The following is a 21350-nucleotide window of genomic DNA, read 5'->3' on the forward strand; positions in this document are numbered from 1 at the left end:
CTGACCAGCAGCCCCAAAGACGCCACGGATCGGATATTTCACTTGATACGTCCCCTCCTCTCGCTGTTTCTCTGCCTGGCCATCAGTTCGTCCGCCTGGGCCACCCTGTATACAAGTCACGGCTACGCCCAATTTGGCGAGCTGAAGTACCCTGCCAGCTTCACCCATTTTGCCTGGGTCAACCCGGAAGCCCCAAAAGGTGGCACCCTGCGGATGATGGCCAACGGCACCTTCGACACGCTCAACCCGTACACCCTCAAGGGCAGCAGCCCGATCAGCACCGCCAATTTCCTGCAATATGGGGTCAATGAACTTAACGCGCCCTTGATGGTTGGCACCGGGGCCTACGATCCTTCCGGCGATGAACCGGCCTCAAGCTACGGGCTGATCGCCGAGTCGGTGGAGTACAGCGACGATCGCAGCTGGGTGGTGTTCAACCTACGCCCCGAGGCGCGCTTCCATGACGGCAAGCCGATTACCGCCTACGACGTGGCTTTTTCCTACCGCTTGCTGCTCAAGCAAGGTCATCCGCAGTACCGCAGCAACCTGCAGGAAGTGAAACGCGTCGACATCCTCAATCGCCACAGCATCCGCTTTATCCTCAAGCGTGCCGGCAGTTCGTTACTGATTTTGCGCCTGGGCGAGCTGCCGGTGCTGCCGCAGCACTATTGGAAAGACCGCGACTTCAAGGCCACCACCTACGAGCCACCGCTGGGCAGCGGACCCTATCGCATCACCAACGTCAGCCCGGGGCGTAGCCTGCGCTTCGAGAGAGTCAAAGACTGGTGGGGCGCGCAACTTCCGGTTAACCGTGGCAAGTACAATTTCGATCGAGTAGACGTCGAGTTCTACCGCGACAGCCATGTCGCATTCGAAGCGTTCAAGGCAGGTGAGTTCGACGTCTACATCGAACAACAGGCAAAGAACTGGGCCAACGGTTATCGCTTTCCCGCGATGAGTCGCGGAGAAGTGATCAAGGCGGAGATCGCCCACCAAATCCCCACCCAGACCCAGGCACTGTTCATGAACACCCGGCGCGAGAAATTCGCCGAGCGTAAAGTCCGTGAGGCCCTTGGCTTGATGTTCGACTTTGAGTGGGCTAACCGCGCCTTGTTCAACAGTTCATACATACGCGCCAAAAGCTATTACCCCAACAGCGAGTTCTCCGCCAAAGGCAAGCCAGAGGGCGCAGAGTGGCTGCTACTGTCGCCCTACCGTAAACAACTGCCGGCGCGCCTGTTCCGCGAACCCTTCACCATGCCGCAAACCGATGGCCGTGGTATCCCACGGGCAACCTTGCGCCACGCCTTGGGTTTATTAGCCGAAGCCGGCTGGAAGCCTTCAGGGCAACGTTTACTCAATAAACAAGGTCAGCCGTTCACCTTAGAGATTCTCCTGGTCAACCCGAACCTTGAGCGTATTCTCCAGCCTTTTGCCCGCAACCTCAGCAACATCGGCATCCAGGCCAACCTGCGTATCGTTGATCGCGCCCAGTACAAACAGCGGCTCGATCAGTACGACTTCGACATGATCCTGCTCACCCTGCCGCAAACCCTCAGCCCCGGTCTTGAACAGTCACAGTACTTCCACTCATCGCAAGTCAACGTCAAGGGCGGCAGAAACTACGCCGGGATTAACCACCCCGTGGTCGACGCGATGATTGAAAAAATTCAGCTGGCTCAAACACGAATTGAACAAGTGGCGGCCACCCGCGCCCTTGACCGGGTGCTGCTGTGGCAGCACTACACCATCCCGAACTGGTATATCGACTACCACCGCCTGGCTTACCGCAACCGATTTGCCTTCGTCGCCACGCCGCCCTACACCCTGGGCCTGCGTACCTGGTGGCTAAAATCCATGGAGAACGCTGAATGACCCGTGCATTGCGCACCCTGCTCATCCACTTCAGCAGCATTGCCCTGCTTGGCGCTGCCGGCCTGGCTTTGGCCGGCCCTAAGCATGCACAAACCCTGTATGACGAGCCGCCCAAATACCCGGCCAGCTTCACCCACTTTGATTACGCCAACCCGGATGCCCCCAAGGGCGGCACCTTGCGTCAAGCGGGCTTTGGCAGCTTTGACAGCCTAAACCCCTTTATCAACAAGGGTGTGGCTGCCGACGACATCGGCATGATCTACGACACCCTGACCCGCCATGGCCTGGACGAACCCTTTACCGAATACGGCCTGCTCGCCGAGAAAATTGAGAAAGCCCCGGACAATGCCTGGGTACGCTTCTATCTTCGTCCGCAAGCACGCTTTCACGACGGCCAGCCGGTGACTGCCGAAGACGTTAAGTTCACCTTCGACACCCTGATGAGCCAAGGCGCGCCGATGTACCGCGGCTATTACGCGGATGTTGAAAAGGTCGAAGTCGAAAGCCCCCTGCGTGTTCGCTTCGTGTTCAAGCATGCCGGCAATCGTGAACTGCCGCTGATCGTCGGCCAGCTACCGGTGCTGCCGAAGCACTGGTGGGCCGAGCGCGACTTCAGCAAAGGCAATCTGGATATCCCCCTGGGCAGCGGACCTTATAAAGTGGCCGACGTCCAGGCCGGACGCTCGATACGCTACGAACGGGTCAAGGACTGGTGGGGTCAGGACTTGCCGGTTAACCGCGGCTTCTACAATTTCGACACCCTGCAAACCGACTACTACCGCGACAACACGGTAGCCCTGGAAGCGCTCAAGGCCGGTCAGTTCGACTTCTGGCTGGAAACCAGCGCGAAGAACTGGGCCACCGCCTACAACACCGAGGCCGTCGCCAACGGCCAACTGATCAAGGAAGAAATCACCAATCACAACCCCACCGGCATGCAGGGGTTTATTTTCAACACACGCCGCCCGTTGTTCAGCGACCGCCGCGTGCGTGAAGCCTTGGGCCTGCTGTTTGATTACGAGTGGACCAACCGCCAGCTGTTCAACGGCGCATATACCCGCACCCGCAGCTACTTCGACAACTCTGAACTGGCTTCAGTCGGCTTGCCCTCTGCTGATGAGCTGAAGCTGCTGGAACCTTTGCGCGAACAAGTACCGCCACAGGTGTTCAGCGACGAATACCAGCCTTCGGTTACGGATGGCAGCGGGATCATTCGCGAGCAGCAGCGCCGCGCCTACCAGCTCTTGCAAGAGGCCGGCTGGCGGATCGATGGCGATCAGATGCTCGACGGCACCGGCAAGCCGGTGAGCTTCGAGTTTCTCTTGGCACAAACCGAATTCGAACGCGTATTGCTGCCGTTCAAACGCAACCTGGCCGATCTCGGCATCGAACTGGTGATTCGCCGCGTTGACGTATCGCAGTACATCAATCGCCTGCGCTCGCGCGATTACGACCTGATCGTTGGCGGCTTTGGCCAGTCCAACTCACCCGGGAACGAGCAACGCGAATACTGGCATTCCAGCAGCGCCGACAACCCCGGCAGCCGTAACTTTATCGGCCTCAAAGACCCGGCTGTCGACAGCCTGGTCGAGGGCTTGATCAATGCCGACTCCCGGCAAAGCCTGATCAGCCACACCCGCGCCCTCGACCGCGTGCTGTTGTGGGGCCATTACGTGGTGCCCAACTGGCATATCAAAACCTGGCGCGTGGCCTACTGGAACCGCTTTGAGCACCCCAAAGTGACGCCGCAATACGACATAGGCTTGCACACCTGGTGGGCCCGCGAGCAATCACCCGAAGCGGCGGCCGTTAGCGCGCCGTTGAGCACGGAGCAATAAGATGCTGGCGTATATCTTTCGTCGCCTCTTGCTGATCATTCCCACCCTGTTCGGTATTTTGCTGATCAACTTCGTCATCATCCAGGCTGCCCCCGGCGGTCCGGTTGAGCAGATGATTGCCAAGCTGGAAGGCTTCGATGGCGCGACCAGCCGCATTGCTGGCGGCGGTGCCGAAGTTTCAGTGGCGGGCTCCAATTATCGCGGTGCACAAGGACTTGACCCTGATCTGGTAGCTGAAATCGAGCGTATGTATGGCTTCGATAAATCGGCCCCCGAGCGCTTCTGGCTGATGCTCAAGAGCTACGCACAACTGGACTTTGGCTCCAGCTTCTTTCGCGATGCCGAGGTCATCGACCTGATCATCGAGAAGATGCCGGTGTCGATCTCCCTAGGCCTGTGGAGCACCCTGATCATGTACCTGGTGTCGATCCCGCTGGGTATCGCCAAGGCCACCCGTCATGGCAGTGCTTTCGATGTCTGGACCAGTTCGATGATCATCGTTGGCTACGCCATCCCGGCGTTTTTGTTCGCCATCCTGCTCATCGTGCTGTTTGCCGGCGGCAGTTACTGGGATTTGTTCCCACTGCGCGGCCTGACCTCGAACAACTTCGATGAACTGAGCTTTAGCGGCAAGCTGCTCGACTACTTCTGGCACCTCGCTCTGCCCGTTACAGCCTTGGTGATCGGTAACTTCGCCACCCTGACGCTGCTGACCAAAAACAGCTTTCTTGATGAGATCAACAAACAATATGTGGTCACCGCGAGGGCCAAGGGCTTGAGCAACAACCGCGTGCTCTACGGCCATGTGTTTCGCAACGCCATGCTGATCATCATCGCCGGCTTCCCCGCGGCCTTTATCGGCATTTTCTTTACTGGCTCCTTGCTCATCGAGGTGATTTTCTCCCTCGACGGCCTGGGCCTGATGAGCTTCGAGGCCGCCATCAACCGTGACTACCCGGTGGTGTTCGGCACTCTGTTTATCTTCACGCTGCTGGGTTTGGTGGTGAAATTGATCGGCGACATTACCTACACCCTGGTCGATCCGCGCATCGACTTCGAAAGCCGGGAGGGTTGAAATGACACTCTCCCCGATCAATCAACGACGCTTCCAGCTGTTCAAGGCGCACAAACGCGGCTGGTGGTCGCTGTGGATTTTCCTCGTATTATTTTTCGTCACCCTGGGCGCCGAACTGATCGCCAACGACAAGCCGCTGGTGGTGAGCTACGACAGCGAACTGTATTTCCCGGTATTTAAGCGCTACCCGGAAACCACTTTCGGTGGTGAGTTCCCGCTGCAGGCCAACTACAAGAGCCCATATATCCAGGAACTGATCAAGGAAAAAGACGGCTGGATGATCTGGCCGCTGATCCGTTACAGCTACTCCAGCATCAACTACGACCTGCAAGTGCCCGCGCCGGCCCCACCCTCGGCAGAGAACTGGCTGGGCACCGATGACCAGGGCCGTGATGTGCTGGCGCGGGTGATCTACGGCTTTCGCATTTCCGTGTTGTTTGCCCTGATTCTGACGCTGGCAAGCTCGCTGATCGGCGTATTTGCCGGCGCGTTGCAGGGCTTCTACGGCGGCTGGGTCGATTTGGTGGGTCAGCGCTTTCTCGAAGTCTGGTCGGGCTTGCCGGTGCTCTACTTGCTGATCATCCTGGCCAGCTTCGTGCAACCAAATTTCTGGTGGCTGCTGGGCATCATGCTGCTGTTTTCCTGGATGAGCCTGGTGGATGTGGTGCGCGCCGAGTTCCTGCGTGGACGCAACCTGGAATATGTACGGGCCGCGCGCGCGCTGGGCATGCAGAACGGCTCGATCATGTTCCGCCACATCCTGCCCAACGCCATGATCTCGACCATGACCTTTATGCCGTTCATCCTCACCGGCGCAATTGGCACCCTCACTGCACTGGACTTCCTCGGCTTTGGTCTGCCCCCTGGCGCACCGTCGCTGGGTGAATTGGTGGCCCAGGGCAAGTCCAACCTGCAAGCACCGTGGCTGGGCATCAGCGCCTTTGCCGTGCTCGCCCTGATGCTTAGCCTGCTGGTGTTTATCGGCGAAGCCTCACGTGACGCCTTCGATCCGAGGAAATAACATGACCGACTCCCCCCTCATCGAAGTCCGCGACCTGGCTGTCGAGTTCGTTACCGGCAGCCGCAAACAACGGGTCCTGGAAGGCGTCAGCTTCGACATCAAACGCGGTGAAACCCTGGCGTTGGTGGGCGAAAGCGGCTCCGGTAAATCGGTGACGGCGCATTCCATCCTGCGCCTGCTGCCCTACCCGCTGGCCCAACATCCAAGCGGCAGGATTCACTATGCCGGGCAGGACTTGCTCAAGCTCAACGAAAACAAACTGCGCGGCATTCGCGGCAACCGCATCGCCATGGTCTTTCAGGAGCCCATGACCTCGCTCAACCCGCTGCACAGCATCGAAAAGCAGATCAACGAAGTGCTAGCCCTGCACAAGGGGCTACGCGGCAAGGCTGCCACGGCGCGCACCCTTGAGTTGCTGGAGCTGGTCGGCATTCCCGAACCGCAGAAACGCCTCAAGGCTTATCCACATGAGCTGTCAGGCGGACAACGTCAGCGCGTGGTGATTGCCATGGCGCTGGCCAACGAGCCGGAACTGCTGATCGCTGACGAGCCGACGACGGCGCTGGACGTTACCGTGCAGCTGAAGATTCTCGAACTGCTCAAGGACTTGCAGGCGCGTTTGGGCATGGCGATCCTGTTGATCAGCCACGACCTCAACCTGGTGCGACGCATTGCTCACCGAGTCTGCGTCATGCAGCACGGGCATATCGTCGAAGAAGCCGCTTGCGACACACTGTTTAGCGCCCCACAACACCCCTACACCCGTGAGCTGTTGGGGGCCGAACCTTCCGGCGGCCCGGTCGAGCAACCAGCCGGTGAGCCAATGCTGGAAGTCGACAACCTGCGCGTATGGTTCCCGATCAAAAAAGGCCTGCTGCGGCGCACCGTCGATCACGTCAAAGCGGTGGATGGCATCAACTTCAGCGTGCCGCAGGGGCATACCTTGGGCATCGTTGGTGAAAGCGGATCAGGCAAGTCCACCCTTGGCTTGGCGATCTTGCGCCTGCTCGGCAGCCAAGGTGACATTCGCTTCCAGGGGCAGGCAATTGATCAGCTCTCGCAAGAGCAGGTCCGGCCGCTGAGGCGACAAATGCAGGTGGTCTTTCAGGACCCGTTTGGCAGCCTCAGCCCGCGCATGTCAGTCAGCCAGATTGTCGGCGAAGGCTTACAGATTCATGGCATGGGCACTGCAGCCGAGCAGGAGCAGGCGATTATCGATGCCCTGGTTGAAGTCGATCTTGACCCAGACACCCGCCATCGCTATCCGCATGAGTTCTCCGGCGGTCAGCGCCAGCGCATTGCCATTGCCCGCGCCCTGGTACTCAAACCCGCATTGATTCTGCTCGATGAGCCGACCTCGGCACTCGACCGCACCGTGCAACGCCAGGTAGTCGAACTGCTACGGTCGCTGCAGGCCAAATACAACCTGACGTACCTGTTTATTAGCCACGACCTGGCCGTGGTTAAAGCCCTGAGCCATCACGTGATGGTGGTCAAACAGGGCAAAGTAGTCGAGCAAGGACCTGCGGAACGTGTCTTTGCCGCGCCACAGGACATCTATACACAGCAATTGCTGGAAGCGGCCTTTATGGTCCCAGCTGATTAATTCTGAAGACAGGAAGAGGAATCGCATCCATGGGTTTTCTAAGCGGCAAGCGCGTACTGATCGTTGGCGTCGCCAGCAAACTGTCCATCGCCTCCGGCATCGCGGCAGCCATGCACCGTGAAGGCGCCGAACTGGCCTTCACCTACCAGAACGAAAAGCTCAAGGGCCGGGTTGAAGGCTTTGCTGCTGACTGGGGCTCAAACGCTGACCTGTGCTTCCCGTGCGACGTGGCTAATGACGAAGAAATCGCCTCGGTATTTGCAGCACTGAGCAAGAAGTGGGACGGTTTGGATTGCATCGTGCACTCCGTCGGCTTTGCACCTGGCGACCAGCTGGACGGCGACTTTACTGACGTCACCACCCGCGAAGGCTTCCGCATCGCTCACGACATCAGCGCCTACAGCTTCGTGGCCCTGGCCAAAGGCGGCCGCGAGATGATGAAAGGCCGCAACGGCAGCCTGCTCACCCTCTCCTACCTGGGTGCCGAGCGCACCATGCCTAACTACAACGTCATGGGCATGGCCAAAGCCAGCCTGGAAGCCGGCGTACGCTACTTGGCAGGCAGCCTCGGTCCAGAAGGCACCCGCGTCAACGCCATCTCGGCCGGCCCTATCCGCACTTTGGCGGCCTCCGGGATCAAGAGCTTCCGCAAGATGCTCGCTGCCAACGAGAAGCAGACCCCGCTGCGCCGCAACGTCACCATCGATGAAGTCGGCAACGCCGGTGCGTTCCTCTGCTCGGACCTGGCCTCGGGTGTGAGCGGTGAAATCATGTATGTCGATGGCGGCTTCAACACCACCGCCATGGGCGCGATGGACGAATAATCGCGTAGTTGGTAGCAACAAAAAGGCCGCTCAATTGAGCGGCCTTTTTGTATGCAGCGAACGGATTAGAAGCGTTCAATGTCGGCTTTTTCTTCCAGCTGCTTACGGAATGCCGCGAAGTCCTGCTGCCCTTCGCGTGAAGCCAGGAAGCGGCTGTACATCGCCTTGTCTTCATCCGACAGCGCTTGCTGCGGCTGGCTCACGCCATTAAGCCGAATGATCACGAAATCACCGTTGCTCAGGCTAATGCCGGAAAAGGTTGGCTTGTCGGCCGCTTCAGGCTTGGGCATACGGAACAGCGCCTGCAGCACGACCGGCTCAATGCCTTCCTGACTCCGCGTGGCGGCTTCGACAACAGTCCACCCCTGCTCAGAGTCCGCTTGAGTAACTGGCGTTTGGCCTTCACGCAAAGCCGCCAGTCGCTCTTCAGCTTTGGCTTTCACAGCTTCGCTGGCACGCACCTTAGTCAGCTGGTCGCGAATGCTTGCGGCAACTTGCTCAAGCGGCAGCTGCTTAGGCTTGTTGTGCTCTTTGACGCGCACCACCACAACAGTGTTCGGGTCGAGCTCAATCACACTGCTGTTGCTGCCGTCCTCCAACACTTCGGCGCTAAACGCCGCCTGAATTACCTGGCGGTTAGCCGTCAGCCCTTCGCTGCCACCTTGACGGCCGAACGCCTCAGTGGTCTTGACCTCAAGGCCAAGCTCCTGAGCAGGTTGAGCCAGATCCGAAGATTCGAACGCAGCATCTTCAAGGTCTTTGGAGACTTCGACAAAGCGCTGCTCAACCTGACGTGCCTTCAGATCGCGCTGCAGCTTTTCTTCCAGACTGGCAAAGCTCGGCACTTCAGGCGACTGAACACCCAGCAGTTTGATCAGGTGCCAGCCAAACTCACTGCGCACCGGAGCCGATACGGCATTCTCGTTCAGCGCATACAGCGCCTCTTCAAAGGCCGGGTCATACACGCCCGGACCAGCAAAACCGAGATCACCACCTTCGCTTGCCGAGCCAGGGTCATCGGAGAGCTCTTTAGCCAAGGCGGCAAAATCCTCGCCCTGCTGCAAACGTTTCTGCACCTCGACCAGCTTGGCTTGGGCTTGCTCGTCATTCAGAGCATCGTTCACTTCAAGCAAAATATGCGCGGCACGACGCTGTTCGGCGAGGTTGGCGATTTCACTTTGATAAGCACTTTGCAGCGCTTCATCACTGACTTCGACTTGGTCAAAGAACGCATCTTTTTTCAGCTCGACGTATTCCAAGACCACCTGCTCAGGGCTCATGAACTCACTGGCTTGAGCGTTGTAGTAAGCCTTGATGTCGTCATCGCTAAGCGTCACCGCATCAAGGTCGGCTTTGAGTGTCAGGGTGGCGAAGTCACGGGTTTGTTTTTCCAGTGCGGCAAAGGCTTGCACCTGGGCATCAGTGACAAAACCGCTATTGGCCAGACCGGCGCGCAACTGACCGATCAACATTTCCTGCTCAAGCATCTGGCGGAATTGCAAACGGCTATAGCCCAACTGACGGATCACCTGATCGAAACGTTCTGCGTTGAACTGACCATCGACCAGAAATTCAGGCGTTTTCAGGATCAACTGATCCAGCGCTTGTTGCGAAAATGCGAACTTGGCGTCTTTGGCGCTATCGAGCAACAAGGTGCGCTCGACCAAACCATTCAGAGCCGCTTCACGCAGCAGCTTCTCATCCAGCAGGGATGCATCGAAGTCACGCCCCAACTGCTGCAATAACTGCCGGCGCTGCATCTCAACAGCCTGGCTGAGTTCCGCAGAGGTGATTTTCTCACCATTCACCTCAGCCGCATTCTGGCTGTTACTGGTGCTGGTGAAAATGGCATCAACGCCCGTCAGCGCAAGCAGCGCGACAATGATGCCGATGATGGTTTTGGCAATCCAACCCTGTGAATTGTCCCTGATATTTTGCAGCATGCGTCCCCCAGAACGACTGCACAAAACAGCAGCCGTGCAGTGTGGGTAAAATCCGGATAGAAGAAAGGCGCATCAGTGGATGCGCCTTCTCATAACTTGCGAAGCGGATCGAACTCAAGCAACAGATTCGTTGTGTCCAGCCGGATAAGGCTGACTGAACATCCCACCCCGCTCAGATCAGTCATTCAACTGATCTGCTGGGCAAAACCGAAAGAGGCTTAGTTGACAGCGTCTTTCAGAGCTTTACCGGCTTTGAAACCTGGAATCTTGGCAGCAGCGATGCTGATTGGGTTACCAGTCTGTGGGTTGCGACCAGTGCGAGCAGCACGCTCTTTAACAGCGAAAGTACCAAAGCCAACCAGTACTACAGAATCACCAGCCTTCAGAGCGCCAGTAACGGATTCAATAACTGCGTCCAGCGCACGGCCGGCAACAGCTTTTGGGATATCAGCAGATGCGGCGATGGCATCGATCAGTTCCGACTTGTTCACTCTTAAGTCCCCTTAATTTCTGTTGAGTTTATTTCTTGCTTTTAAATGTAAGCGAAGCTGGTGCTGGAGAGCCTGCGAACACGGTAAGAGCCGCTTTATAACAAGGGCTCTAAAAATGTGTCAAGAAACCCCTCCGGCTAATGCGTGCTAATTCGCTCCTTGGAATCAGTCTCGCGTTTTTCATCCTTTGCAACCATGGGAGCCGCATCAGGCAAGGGCTCCGGGGCGTATTGCAGCGCAATTTGCAGGACCTCGTCAATCCATTTAACCGGTTTAATCTGCAGGTCTTGCTTAATGTTCTCCGGAATCTCTTTTAAATCGCGCACATTCTCTTCTGGAATGATCACAGTTTTGATTCCACCACGGTGAGCGGCCAGCAGTTTTTCTTTCAAACCACCGATCGCTAATACCTGGCCACGCAGGGTGATTTCGCCGGTCATTGCCACATCGGCACGCACCGGGATCTGCGTCAGCGCTGAAACGAGCGCCGTGCACATGCCAACGCCTGCGCTGGGGCCATCTTTAGGCGTTGCCCCCTCAGGCATGTGGATATGAATATCCTGCTTCTCGTAGAAGTCCACAGGCACGCCCAGGCTCTTGGCCCGACTGCGCACAACCGTCTGCGCAGCGGTGATCGACTCCAGCATCACATCGCCCAGCGAACCCGTCTTAATCAGTTGCCCTTTACCCGGTACGACAACCGCTTCAATGGTCAACAACTCACCACCGACCTGAGTCCAGGCCAGGCCGGTAACCTGGCCAATTTGATCCTGCTGCTCAGCCAAACCATAGCGGTGCTTGCGCACTCCGAGGTAATGCTCCAGCGAATCCGCCGTAGCAGTGACCTGAAAGCGCTTCTCGGTAGAGTGCTCTTTGACTACCTTGCGGCACACTTTGGCAATTTGCCGCTCCAGCCCGCGCACCCCAGCTTCGCGGGTGTAGTAACGAATAATGTCGCGAATAGCCTCGCTTTCAAACACTAACTCGGCCTTTTTCATGCCGTTAGCCTGAACCTGTTTGGGCACCAGGTATTTGATCGCGATGTTGATTTTCTCGGCTTCGGTATAACCCGGTAGACGAATCACCTCCATACGATCGAGCAACGGCCCCGGAATGTTCATCGAGTTGGCCGTGCACAGGAACATCACATCGGAGAGGTCGTAGTCGACCTCCAGGTAATGATCGTTGAAGTTATGATTCTGCTCAGGGTCCAGCACCTCAAGCAGTGCCGATGCGGGGTCGCCACGCATGTCCTGCCCCATCTTGTCGATCTCATCGAGCAAGAACAGCGGATTACGTACGCCCACCTTGGTCATCTTCTGAATCAGACGCCCTGGCATGGAGCCAATATAAGTGCGCCGATGGCCACGAATCTCAGCTTCATCACGCACGCCACCAAGGGCCATGCGGACGAATTTGCGGTTGGTGGCACTGGCAATCGACTCAGCCAACGAGGTTTTACCCACGCCAGGGGGGCCGACCAGGCACAGCACTGGACCTTTGAGCTTCTTCACCCGTTTCTGCACGGCGAGGTACTCAAGGATGCGCTCCTTGACCTCTTCCAGACCATAGTGGTCCGCATCCAGAATGCTTTCGGCGCGCGCAAGATCCAGGCGCACTTTGCTCTGCGCCTTCCACGGCACATTAACCAACCAGTCGATGTAAGAACGCACCACGGTGGCTTCAGCCGACATTGGGGACATTTGCTTGAGCTTATTTAACTCGGTGTTGGCTTTGGTTAGCGCCTCAGCCGTCAGCCCGGCATTATCAATGCGCTTTTTCAGCTCATCGAGTTCGTTATGGCCGTCCTCGCTGTCGCCAAGCTCCTTCTGAATGGCCTTCATCTGCTCATTCAGGTAGTACTCGCGCTGGCTCCGCTCCATTTGTTTCTTGACCCGGCCACGAATGCGCTTCTCAACCTGCAACAGGTCGATCTCGGCATCGAGCAGTGCGAGCACATGCTCAACACGTGCAGTCAGGTCGGTGATTTCTAGAATTTCCTGCTTTTGCTCAATTTTCAGCACCATGTGTGCGGCCATGGTGTCGACCAGACGACTTGGATCATCGATACCGTTGAGCGAAGCCAGCACCTCTGCAGGCACCTTCTTGCCGAGCTGTACGTATTGCTCGAACTGGCTAAGCAGACTGCGAGTGAAGACCTCTGACTCACGCTCAGCGGCGTCAACCTCGTCAATCAGCTGTACTTCAGCCCGGTAGTGACCGTCGGCAGCAATAAATTGCTCAATCTCGCCGCGCTGCTCACCCTCGACCAGCACCTTGACGGTGCCGTCCGGCAATTTCAGCAACTGCAACACAGTGGCTACGGTGCCGACACGATAGAGGCCTGCCTCATCCGGGTCGTCGTCTGCAGGATTGCGTTGTGCGAGGAGCAGAATCTGCTTCTCGCCCGTCATCGCAGCCTCAAGGGCTTCAATGGATTTCTCACGCCCGACGAATAACGGAATGACCATGTGCGGATAGACCACAACATCGCGCAGCGGCAGGAGAGGCAATTCGATGGTTGTCTTCATAGTTTCAGCTCTACGGCGGCCATACGGCCGTAAACAGATGGGATGACCCTTAAAGCTAAGATGGGGGCAGCCCATACAAAAAACAAGCATTGCAGTAGCAAAAGCAAAGGGGCCCGCAGGCCCCTTGCTTTCAACATGTTACAAAGCTGTTACGCGTCAGGCGCAGCCTTGGCTGGCAGCTCGCTGTTCTCATAGATAAGCAGCGGCTTGGAGGTACCTTCGATGACACTCTCATCGATAACCACCTTGCTGACGTCGGACTGCGATGGAATCTCGTACATGGTATCGAGCAGGATACCCTCGAGAATCGAACGCAGGCCACGGGCACCGGTTTTGCGCTCAAGCGCCTTGTGCGCAACCGACTTCAGCGCATCTGGACGAAACTCCAGTTCAACGCCTTCCATCTCGAACAACTTGGCGTATTGCTTGGTCAGCGCATTCTTCGGCTCGGTCAGGATTTGCACCAAAGCCGCTTCATCAAGCTCATCCAAGGTAGCAATAACCGGCAAGCGCCCCACAAACTCAGGAATCAGACCAAACTTGACCAGGTCATCAGGCTCAACAGCACGCAATGACTCGCCAACTTTTTTGCCTTCTTCCTTGCTGCGAACCTCGGCACTGAAACCGATACCGCCCTTGGTCGAGCGACCCTGAATAACCTTTTCCAGGCCGGAGAACGCACCGCCACAGATGAATAGGATGTTGCGCGTATCAACCTGCAGGAATTCCTGCTGCGGATGCTTGCGACCACCTTGTGGAGGAACAGATGCAACAGTCCCTTCAATCAGCTTGAGCAGTGCCTGCTGCACGCCCTCACCCGACACATCACGGGTGATCGAAGGGTTGTCCGACTTACGCGAAATCTTGTCGATTTCGTCAATATAGACAATACCCATCTGGGCTTTTTCTACATCGTAATCGCACTTCTGCAACAGCTTCTGAATAATGTTCTCGACGTCCTCACCCACATAACCGGCTTCGGTCAGGGTGGTGGCGTCAGCGATGGTGAACGGGACATTGAGCAAGCGTGCCAGGGTTTCAGCCAGCAAGGTTTTACCCGAGCCAGTCGGACCAATCAGCAGGATGTTGCTTTTGCCCAACTCGATGTCGTCTTTCTTATCGCGCTGGTTAAGACGCTTGTAGTGGTTATAGACCGCTACCGCCAAAATTTTCTTCGCGCGCTCCTGACCAATCACATACTGATCAAGGATGCCGCTGATTTCTTTGGGGGCAGGCAATTTATGCGCGCTGCTCTCGGCCTGGGCTTCCTGCACCTCCTCGCGGATGATGTCATTGCACAGGTCGACGCACTCGTCGCAGATAAAGACCGAGGGGCCGGCAATCAATTTGCGCACTTCATGCTGGCTTTTGCCGCAGAAGGAGCAATAAAGCAACTTGCCGTTGTCCTCGCCGTTGCGGGTGTCAGTCATTCGTTCGATCCAAATCCGATAGGCTTGCAACACAAGATGAGGGCTTATGCGGGCTTTTTCAAGCCCGCCGGTGGCCTGACAGGCCGACCGCCCTATATTGAACTGCGTATATTAAGCGGGGCGCTTTTCGATCACGGCGTCGATCAACCCGTATTCACGCGCAGCTTCGGCGCTCATGAAGTTATCACGGTTGGTATCGCGCTCGATTTCTTCCAGGGTATGCCCGCTGTGCTTGGCCATCAGCGTATTGAGACGCTCGCGAATGAAGAGGATTTCCTTGGCGTGGATTTCGATGTCCGACGCCTGCCCCTGGAAACCGCCCAGTGGCTGGTGAATCATCACGCGTGAGTTTGGCAGACAGTAACGCTTGCCCTCGGTGCCTGCGGTTAGCAGGAATGCGCCCATGCTGCATGCCTGACCAATACAGGTGGTCGACACGTTAGGCTTGATGAACTGCATGGTGTCGTAGATCGACATACCCGCAGTAACCGAGCCGCCTGGAGAGTTGATGTAAAGATGGATGTCCTTGTCCGGATTTTCCGCTTCAAGGAACAGCAGTTGCGCACAGATCAAGTTGGCCATGTAGTCCTCTACAGGGCCAACCAGAAAAATCACTCGCTCCTTGAGCAGGCGCGAATAGATGTCGTAGGCGCGCTCACCGCGAGCTGTCTGCTCGACAACCATGGGTACCAGGCCGCCAGCGGCTTGGATCTCAGGAATTTGCTGCATAAAAGGATTGCGGGACATGCGTGCACTCGCTCCCTAAATAGTCATGTCACAAATACGCATAAGCCAGCACGGCGGCTGGCTTATGACGCATTCGAACGAGGTAAAGAAATCAGGCGGCTTGTGGTGCTTCTACCGGCTTGACAGCTTCTTCGTACGAGACCGCTTTATCGGTCACGTTAGCCTTCTGCAAAACAGTATCTACAACTTGCTCTTCCAGTACAACCGAACGCACTTCGTTCATTTGCTGGTCGTTTTTGTAGTACCAGGCTACAACCTGCTCAGGCTCTTGGTAAGCCGAAGCCATTTCCTGAATCATTTCGCGAACGCGCGCATCGTCAGGCTTCAGCTCACACTGCTTGACCACTTCAGCCACAACCAGGCCCAGCGCAACACGACGCTTGGCTTGTTCTTCAAACAGCTCAGCCGGCAGCTGATCTGGCTTCAGGTTGCCACCGAACTGCTGTACAGCCTGTACGCGCAAACGATCGATTTCATTGCTGATCAGCGCCTTTGGCACTTCGATCGCGTTGGCAGCCAGCAGGCCGTCCATTACTTGGTTTTTGACCTTGGACTTGATGGCTTGGCGCAGCTCGCGCTCCATGTTCTTGCGAACCTCGGCGCGGAAGCCTTCCAGACCGCCTTCTTTCACGCCGAACAGGGCGAAGAACTCATCATTCAGCTCAGGCAACTGAGGCGCTGCAATGCTGTTGACGGCGACGTTGAACTCGGCAGTTTTACCAGCCAGATCCAGGTTCTGGTAATCAGCTGGGAAAGTCGGGTTGATAACCCGCTCTTCGCCAGCTTTGGCGCCGACCAGCGCATCCTCAAAACCGGGGATCATGCGGCCAGAGCCGAGAACCAGCTGCGTACCCTTGGCCGAACCACCGGCAAAGGCTTCGCCGTCGATCTTGCCAACGAAGTCGATGTTCAGTTGATCGCCACTCTCAGCGGCGCGCTCAACAGCTTCAAAACGGGTGTTTTGCTTGCGCAGGATTTCCAGCATGTTATCGACGTCTGCATCAGCCACGTCAGCCTGCAGGCGCTCGATGGCGATGGACTCGAAACCAGCAACGGTGAACTCCGGGAACACTTCGAAGGTCGCTACGTACTCCAGGTCCTTGCCTTTCTCGAAGGACTTCGGCTCAACGGCCGGAGCGCCAGCTGGATTGAGCTTCTGCTCAACAACGGCTTCGTAGAACGTAGATTGGATCAGATCGCCCAACGCTTCCTGACGCGCAGCGTCTTCATAACGCTGACGGATCACGCTCATCGGCACTTTGCCAGGACGGAAGCCAGGGACTTTGGCACGACGGGCAGTCTGCTGCAGACGCTTGTTGACTTCAGTCTCGATGCGCTCAACGGAAACGCCTACAGTCATGCGGCGCTCGAGAGCAGAAGTACTTTCAACAGAAACTTGCATTGATATTCCTCGTTGCACAGACATAAGCCGGCCGTTTACCGGCCCCAAATCAAGGGCATGCATTCTAGAGGGTCAATATGCAGAAGTCACCCTAAGAAGCAGGCGGCAAACGGGAGGGAGTTCTAAAAGATGGTGCGGACGGAGAGACTCGAACTCTCACACCTTGCGGCGCTGGAACCTAAATCCAGTGTGTCTACCAATTCCACCACGTCCGCGGGTAAAGCTTTTTACAAAAACGCCAGGGGCTAACCTGGCGTTTTGGAATATGGGGTGGACGATGGGGATCGAACCCACGACAACAGGAGTCACAATCCTGCGCTCTACCAACTGAGCTACGCCCACCATATTGCATTTACTTGAGCCAAGACCGCCAAATGGCGCACCCGGCAGGACTCGAACCTGCGACCATCCGCTTAGAAGGCGGATGCTCTATCCAGCTGAGCTACGGGCGCTTATCCATCTGCTTTTGCAGACTTAAAGCTTTCGGCTTCGGAAAAAACTTTGCAGCTTCTACCTTTGCCGTCTTACCCAGCGACTGGCTGTGCTCGACAAGCGGGGCGAATGTTATAGAGCTGACTTCAGGTCGTCAACAGGGAAAGTTAAAAAAATCAGACATTTAAAGGAGTTACGCGAAAACCGTGGCATCCGCCTTTGCCCCACAACAGGGTCATGCGAGAATGCACGCCCTTTTCCAATCCTTTTTTATGGTTAACCAAGCGCAATGACCGCACAACTGATCGATGGCAAAGCAATTGCCGCCAGCCTGCGTCAGCAGATCGCCAAACGTGTCGCCGAGCGACGCCAACAAGGCCTGCGCGCACCTGGACTAGCGGTAATTCTCGTCGGCAGCGACCCTGCGTCCCAGGTCTACGTTTCGCACAAACGCAAAGACTGTGAGGAAGTCGGTTTCGTCTCACAAGCCTATGACCTGCCCGCCACTACCGGTCAGGACGAACTCATGGCATTGATCGACCGCCTTAATGATGAGCCGACTATCGACGGTATTTTGGTGCAATTGCCGCTGCCGGAACATCTTGACGCCTCTTTACTGCTGGAGCGCATTCGTCCAGATAAAGATGTGGACGGCTTTCACCCCTACAACATTGGCCGCCTGGCGCAGCGCATGCCCTTGCTGCGCCCGTGCACCCCAAAAGGCATCATGACCCTGCTGCAAAGCACCGGAGCTGACCTTTATGGCATGCACGCCGTGGTGGTTGGCGCGTCGAACATTGTTGGTCGGCCGATGGCGATGGAGTTGCTGCTGGGCGGCTGCACCGTCACCGTCACCCACCGTTTCACTAAAGACCTACCTATGCATGTTGGCTTGGCCGATATTGTTGTCGTAGCAGCCGGCAAACCTGGCCTTGTGCATGGCGAGTGGATCAAACCGGGTGCCATCGTTATCGACGTCGGCATTAACCGCCAGGAAGACGGCAAGTTGATTGGCGATGTGGTGTATGACACCGCTCTACCACGCGCCGGCTGGATCACCCCAGTACCGGGTGGCGTCGGCCCTATGACACGCGCCTGCCTGCTGGAAAACACCCTGCATGCGGCCGAGCATCTGCACGACTGAACCCCATAGCACTGCGCAACAATGAAAACGGCACCCGCGGGTGCCGTTTTTTATGCCACTGATATCGCGCGTTTATTACTTACTCGCGCGCCTGCTCCCACGATTTCAACAACTCGTTGTAGTTGATGGTCTCGCCCTGAGGCTTCTCGTTGGCCAGCTTCGGCTTCGGTGCACCCGGTTGATCCAACCAGTACTGCGGATCACGCGCCTCATTCAGCTTAGGCCCACATTCACCCAACACCCCAGCACGCTCCAAGCGACCGAGCATCGTGTCCTGCGCTGCAGCCAGACCATCTAGAGCCTCCTGAGGCGACTTATCACCACTGGCCGCCTCAGTGATAAACTGCCACCACAGCTGGGCCAAACGAGGATAGTCCGGAACGTTGGTACCGGTCGGCGTCCATTGCACGCGCGCCGGGCTGCGATAGAACTCCACCAGACCGCCGAGTTTTGGCGCAACATCCGTCATGGCTTGCGAGTTGATGTCTGACTCACGAATGGGCGTCAGGCCAACCAGGGTCTTCTTCAACGATACGGTTTTCGAGGTCACAAACTGCGCATACAGCCAGGCGGCTAAGCGCTGTTTCTCCGGGGTGGACTTGAGGAAGGTCCAGGAGCCAGTGTCCTGATAACCCAGCTTCATGCCTTCTTCCCAGTAAGGGCCTTTAGGCGACGGCGCCATCCGCCATTTTGGCGTGCCGTCTTCATTGACCACTGGCAGGCCTGCTTTAGTCATGTCCGCGGTAAACGCGGTGTACCAGAAAATCTGCTGCGCAATGCTGCCCTGCGCCGGTACCGGCCCGGACTCGGAGAAAGTCATGCCCTGCGCTTCTGGCGGCGCGTATTTGCGCATCCAATCGACATACTTGGTAGTCGCATACACCGCTGCCGGGCCGTTGGTATCACCGCCACGGGCAACGCTGGAACCTACAGGCCGGCAACCATCGACACGAATACCCCACTCATCCACTGGCAAGCCATTCGGCAGGCCCTTATCGCCGCCACCGGCCATGGAGAACCAGGCGTCGGTGAAGCGCCAGCCCAGCGAAGGGTCCTTCTTGCCGTAATCCATGTGGCCATAAATGCGCTGGCCGTCGATTTCCTTGACCTTCTCGGAGAAGAACTCGGCAATGTCTTCATAGGCGGACCAGTTGACCGGTACGCCCAGCTCGTAGCCGTAGATTTCCTTGAACTTGGCTTTCAGCTCTGGGCGCTCGAACCAGTCGGCGCGGAACCAATATAGGTTGGCGAACTGCTGGTCAGGCAGCTGGTACAGCTTGCCGTCGGGACCCGTGGTAAATGAAAGACCGATAAAGTCTTCTAGATCCAGCGTCGGCGAGGTTACCGCCTTGCCTTCGCCTGCCATCATGTCGCTGATCGCCACCGCCTTGCCGTAGCGAAAGTGCGTGCCGATAAGGTCCGAGTCGTTGATATAGCCATCGTAGATATTCTTGTCTGACTGCATCTGGGTTTGCAGTTTCTCGACAACATCGCCTTCCTGCATCAGGTCATGCTTGAGGTTGATCCCGGTGATTTCGCTAAAGGCCTTGGCCAAGACTTTGGATTCATACTCGTGAGTGGCAATGGTTTCCGAGGCCACACTGATGCTCATGCCACGGAACGGCTCGGCGGCTTTAATAAACCACTGCAACTCAGCCAGCTGCTGCTCAGGCGTCAAGGTGGATGGGTTGAACTCCTCGCCGATCCACTTCTTCGCTGCTTCTTCATACGCATCGGCCCAAGCTGCGCCGCTCAAGCCGGACAACGTCAGCAAGGCAGCCAGCGCCATGCTATGTCGAGTTTTGTTGTTATTGTCGAACATAGAGACCTCCATCTCAGGGTTTTGAACGGGGCAAGCCGCTAACGAACACGCCCAAGCAACAGGCGCGCACGAGGCAGGCTGCTTAACCCCAACGCATCACTGCAATTAACCAGAACAGGGACAGCACCGAGGCTATCCAGACACTCCAATCGGTCACACCTACCACCAGCAGATGCAGGTAGGCACTTCCAAGCAGACCGATAAACAGCCGATCACCACGGGTGGTGCTGATCGGCAACAAGCCCTTGCGCTCGATGCACGGCGAGCGCAGCTCCCAGATCGTCATGCCAACCAACAGCGTGCCGATAAAGCCGAAGAACAAAGCTGTGGGTAAGGTCCAGGCCATCCAATCCATAGTCGTTGCTCCTATACCCGACCGAGGGCAAAGCCCTTGGCCACATGGTTACGCACAAACCAGATCACCAGCATGCCTGGCAGAATGGTCAATACCCCCGCCGCTGCCAGCACCCCCCAGTCGATCCCCGATGCAGATACGGTGCGGGTCATCACGGCGGCAATGGGCTTGGCATCTACCGAGGTCAGGGTGCGCGCCAACAGCAACTCGACCCACGAGAACATGAAGCAAAAGAATGCGGTGACGCCGATTCCCGAACCGATCAGAGGGATAAAAATTTTCGCGAAAAACTTCGGGAAACTGTAGCCGTCGATATAGGCCGTTTCGTCGATTTCCTTGGGCACCCCGGACATAAAGCCTTCGAGAATCCACACCGCCAACGGCACGTTGAACAAGCAATGAGCCAATGCCACGGCAATATGCGTATCAAACAAACCAATAGAGGAATACAGCTGGAAGAACGGCAGCAGAAACACTGCCGGAGGCGCCATGCGGTTGGTCAACAACCAGAAGAACAGGTGCTTATCACCGAGAAAACGATAGCGCGAGAACGCATAGGCCGCCGGCAATGCCACCGTTAACGAAATCACGGTGTTCAGGCACACGTAATACAGCGAGTTGAGGTAACCCTCATACCAGCTCGGGTCAGTGAAAATCACCTTGTAGTTGTCCAGGGTGAAGCCGTGCGGCCACAGCGTCAGGCCACCGAGTATCTCCGTGTTGCTCTTGAACGACATATTCAGCAACCAGTAGATCGGCACCAGCAGAAACAGGACATACAGCCCCAATACCACCTTCTTACGTAGGGTCATGG

The 21350-nt window shown here is 56.9% G+C and carries 16 protein-coding genes and 3 tRNA genes; 7 read left to right on the forward strand and 12 right to left on the reverse strand.

The genetic code is table 11. The features are described from left to right. The first annotated feature begins 45 nt into the window (after nucleotides 1-45). The 6 genes from Q0V31_RS17025 to fabI are packed head-to-tail and all read left to right on the forward strand — an operon-like array spanning nucleotide 46 to nucleotide 8239. Nucleotides 46-1875: an extracellular solute-binding protein gene (locus tag Q0V31_RS17025; protein WP_298191120.1), complete on the forward strand. Its 1830-nt coding sequence runs from the start codon at nucleotides 46-48 to the stop codon at nucleotides 1873-1875. Beyond that, on the forward strand, nucleotides 1872-3713 hold the full coding sequence (locus Q0V31_RS17030) for an extracellular solute-binding protein (protein ID WP_298189678.1): 1842 nt from the start codon (nucleotides 1872-1874) through the stop codon (nucleotides 3711-3713). The genes Q0V31_RS17025 and Q0V31_RS17030 overlap by 4 nt, the downstream gene beginning before the upstream one ends. 1 nt (nucleotide 3714) lies before the next feature. Then, a complete protein-coding gene (locus tag Q0V31_RS17035; protein WP_298189680.1) occupies nucleotides 3715-4788 on the forward strand; it encodes a microcin C ABC transporter permease YejB in 1074 nt (357 codons plus the stop codon). 1 nt (nucleotide 4789) lies between these two features. Continuing rightward, nucleotides 4790-5809 carry an ABC transporter permease gene (locus Q0V31_RS17040; RefSeq protein WP_298189683.1) on the forward strand — a complete coding sequence of 340 codons (1020 nt, stop codon included), beginning with the start codon at nucleotides 4790-4792 and terminating at the stop codon, nucleotides 5807-5809. A 1-nt stretch (nucleotide 5810) separates the two neighbouring features. Continuing rightward, nucleotides 5811-7415 carry an ABC transporter ATP-binding protein gene (locus Q0V31_RS17045; RefSeq protein WP_298189685.1) on the forward strand — a complete coding sequence of 535 codons (1605 nt, stop codon included), beginning with the start codon at nucleotides 5811-5813 and terminating at the stop codon, nucleotides 7413-7415. A gap of 29 nt (nucleotides 7416-7444) precedes the next feature. Beyond that, nucleotides 7445-8239: an enoyl-ACP reductase FabI gene (gene fabI, locus Q0V31_RS17050; protein ID WP_298189687.1), complete on the forward strand. Its 795-nt coding sequence runs from the start codon at nucleotides 7445-7447 to the stop codon at nucleotides 8237-8239. 65 nt (nucleotides 8240-8304) lie between these two features. Here the strand turns inward: fabI and Q0V31_RS17055 are convergent, their stop codons facing one another. The 9 genes from Q0V31_RS17055 to Q0V31_RS17095 all read right to left on the reverse strand — a co-directional run bounded on the left by Q0V31_RS17055 (nucleotide 8305) and on the right by Q0V31_RS17095 (nucleotide 17235). Then, entirely contained in the window at nucleotides 8305-10182 is a 1878-nt protein-coding gene (locus Q0V31_RS17055; protein ID WP_298189689.1) for a SurA N-terminal domain-containing protein, read from the reverse strand. A 218-nt stretch (nucleotides 10183-10400) separates the two neighbouring features. Then, nucleotides 10401-10673 carry a nucleoid-associated protein HU-beta gene (gene hupB, locus Q0V31_RS17060; RefSeq protein WP_010490206.1) on the reverse strand — a complete coding sequence of 91 codons (273 nt, stop codon included), beginning with the start codon at nucleotides 10671-10673 and terminating at the stop codon, nucleotides 10401-10403. Nucleotides 10674-10810: 137 nt separating this feature from the next. After that, a complete protein-coding gene (gene lon / locus Q0V31_RS17065; RefSeq protein ID WP_298189696.1) occupies nucleotides 10811-13204 on the reverse strand; it encodes an endopeptidase La in 2394 nt (797 codons plus the stop codon). A gap of 149 nt (nucleotides 13205-13353) precedes the next feature. Then, on the reverse strand, nucleotides 13354-14634 hold the full coding sequence (clpX, locus tag Q0V31_RS17070) for an ATP-dependent Clp protease ATP-binding subunit ClpX (RefSeq protein WP_298189698.1): 1281 nt from the start codon (nucleotides 14632-14634) through the stop codon (nucleotides 13354-13356). 111 nt (nucleotides 14635-14745) lie between these two features. After that, complete coding sequence (gene clpP / locus Q0V31_RS17075; protein WP_298189701.1) at nucleotides 14746-15381, reverse strand: ATP-dependent Clp endopeptidase proteolytic subunit ClpP; 636 nt, start codon at nucleotides 15379-15381, stop codon at nucleotides 14746-14748. Between the two features lie 91 nt (nucleotides 15382-15472). Next, a complete protein-coding gene (gene tig / locus Q0V31_RS17080; protein ID WP_298189704.1) occupies nucleotides 15473-16783 on the reverse strand; it encodes a trigger factor in 1311 nt (436 codons plus the stop codon). A gap of 130 nt (nucleotides 16784-16913) precedes the next feature. Next, nucleotides 16914-16998: transfer RNA gene (locus tag Q0V31_RS17085), tRNA-Leu, on the reverse strand. A gap of 51 nt (nucleotides 16999-17049) precedes the next feature. Continuing rightward, nucleotides 17050-17125, reverse strand: a tRNA-His gene (locus tag Q0V31_RS17090). A gap of 33 nt (nucleotides 17126-17158) precedes the next feature. Then, nucleotides 17159-17235, reverse strand: a tRNA-Arg gene (locus Q0V31_RS17095). A 269-nt stretch (nucleotides 17236-17504) separates the two neighbouring features. On the opposite strand from Q0V31_RS17095, the gene folD reads away from it, so the two are divergent. Continuing rightward, on the forward strand, nucleotides 17505-18359 hold the full coding sequence (folD, locus tag Q0V31_RS17100) for a bifunctional methylenetetrahydrofolate dehydrogenase/methenyltetrahydrofolate cyclohydrolase FolD (protein ID WP_298189707.1): 855 nt from the start codon (nucleotides 17505-17507) through the stop codon (nucleotides 18357-18359). Between the two features lie 79 nt (nucleotides 18360-18438). Here the strand turns inward: folD and Q0V31_RS17105 are convergent, their stop codons facing one another. The 3 genes from Q0V31_RS17105 to Q0V31_RS17115 form a co-directional block, all read right to left on the reverse strand. Beyond that, nucleotides 18439-20181, reverse strand: coding sequence for an ABC transporter substrate-binding protein (locus tag Q0V31_RS17105; protein ID WP_298189709.1), 1743 nt, complete (start codon nucleotides 20179-20181; stop codon nucleotides 18439-18441). An 82-nt stretch (nucleotides 20182-20263) separates the two neighbouring features. Then, nucleotides 20264-20536 (reverse strand): DUF2160 domain-containing protein, encoded by a 273-nt coding sequence (locus tag Q0V31_RS17110; protein WP_136664546.1) that lies wholly within the window; start codon nucleotides 20534-20536, stop codon nucleotides 20264-20266. A gap of 11 nt (nucleotides 20537-20547) precedes the next feature. Beyond that, complete coding sequence (locus tag Q0V31_RS17115; protein ID WP_136664545.1) at nucleotides 20548-21348, reverse strand: carbohydrate ABC transporter permease; 801 nt, start codon at nucleotides 21346-21348, stop codon at nucleotides 20548-20550. Nucleotides 21349-21350: the final 2 nt, after the last annotated feature.

It is taken from the genome of uncultured Pseudomonas sp. (assembly GCF_943846705.1).
In the GTDB taxonomy this organism is placed as follows: domain Bacteria; phylum Pseudomonadota; class Gammaproteobacteria; order Pseudomonadales; family Pseudomonadaceae; genus Aquipseudomonas.

What these genes read in the sequence shown, in the direction of transcription:
- Q0V31_RS17045 (WP_298189685.1), top strand. Translation starts at nt 5,811, where the DNA reads ATGACCGACTCCCCCCTCATCGAAGTCCGCGACCTGGCTGTCGAGTTC.
- tig (WP_298189704.1), bottom strand. Translation starts at nt 16,783, where the DNA reads ATGCAAGTTTCTGTTGAAAGTACTTCTGCTCTCGAGCGCCGCATGACT.
- Q0V31_RS17055 (WP_298189689.1), bottom strand. Translation starts at nt 10,182, where the DNA reads ATGCTGCAAAATATCAGGGACAATTCACAGGGTTGGATTGCCAAAACC.
- Q0V31_RS17110 (WP_136664546.1), bottom strand. Translation starts at nt 20,536, where the DNA reads ATGGATTGGATGGCCTGGACCTTACCCACAGCTTTGTTCTTCGGCTTT.
- folD (WP_298189707.1), top strand. Translation starts at nt 17,505, where the DNA reads ATGACCGCACAACTGATCGATGGCAAAGCAATTGCCGCCAGCCTGCGT.
- Q0V31_RS17030 (WP_298189678.1), top strand. Translation starts at nt 1,872, where the DNA reads ATGACCCGTGCATTGCGCACCCTGCTCATCCACTTCAGCAGCATTGCC.
- fabI (WP_298189687.1), top strand. Translation starts at nt 7,445, where the DNA reads ATGGGTTTTCTAAGCGGCAAGCGCGTACTGATCGTTGGCGTCGCCAGC.
- lon (WP_298189696.1), bottom strand. Translation starts at nt 13,204, where the DNA reads ATGAAGACAACCATCGAATTGCCTCTCCTGCCGCTGCGCGATGTTGTG.
- Q0V31_RS17105 (WP_298189709.1), bottom strand. Translation starts at nt 20,181, where the DNA reads ATGTTCGACAATAACAACAAAACTCGACATAGCATGGCGCTGGCTGCC.
- Q0V31_RS17035 (WP_298189680.1), top strand. Translation starts at nt 3,715, where the DNA reads ATGCTGGCGTATATCTTTCGTCGCCTCTTGCTGATCATTCCCACCCTG.
- Q0V31_RS17040 (WP_298189683.1), top strand. Translation starts at nt 4,790, where the DNA reads ATGACACTCTCCCCGATCAATCAACGACGCTTCCAGCTGTTCAAGGCG.
- clpP (WP_298189701.1), bottom strand. Translation starts at nt 15,381, where the DNA reads ATGTCCCGCAATCCTTTTATGCAGCAAATTCCTGAGATCCAAGCCGCT.
- Q0V31_RS17115 (WP_136664545.1), bottom strand. Translation starts at nt 21,348, where the DNA reads ATGACCCTACGTAAGAAGGTGGTATTGGGGCTGTATGTCCTGTTTCTG.
- clpX (WP_298189698.1), bottom strand. Translation starts at nt 14,634, where the DNA reads ATGACTGACACCCGCAACGGCGAGGACAACGGCAAGTTGCTTTATTGC.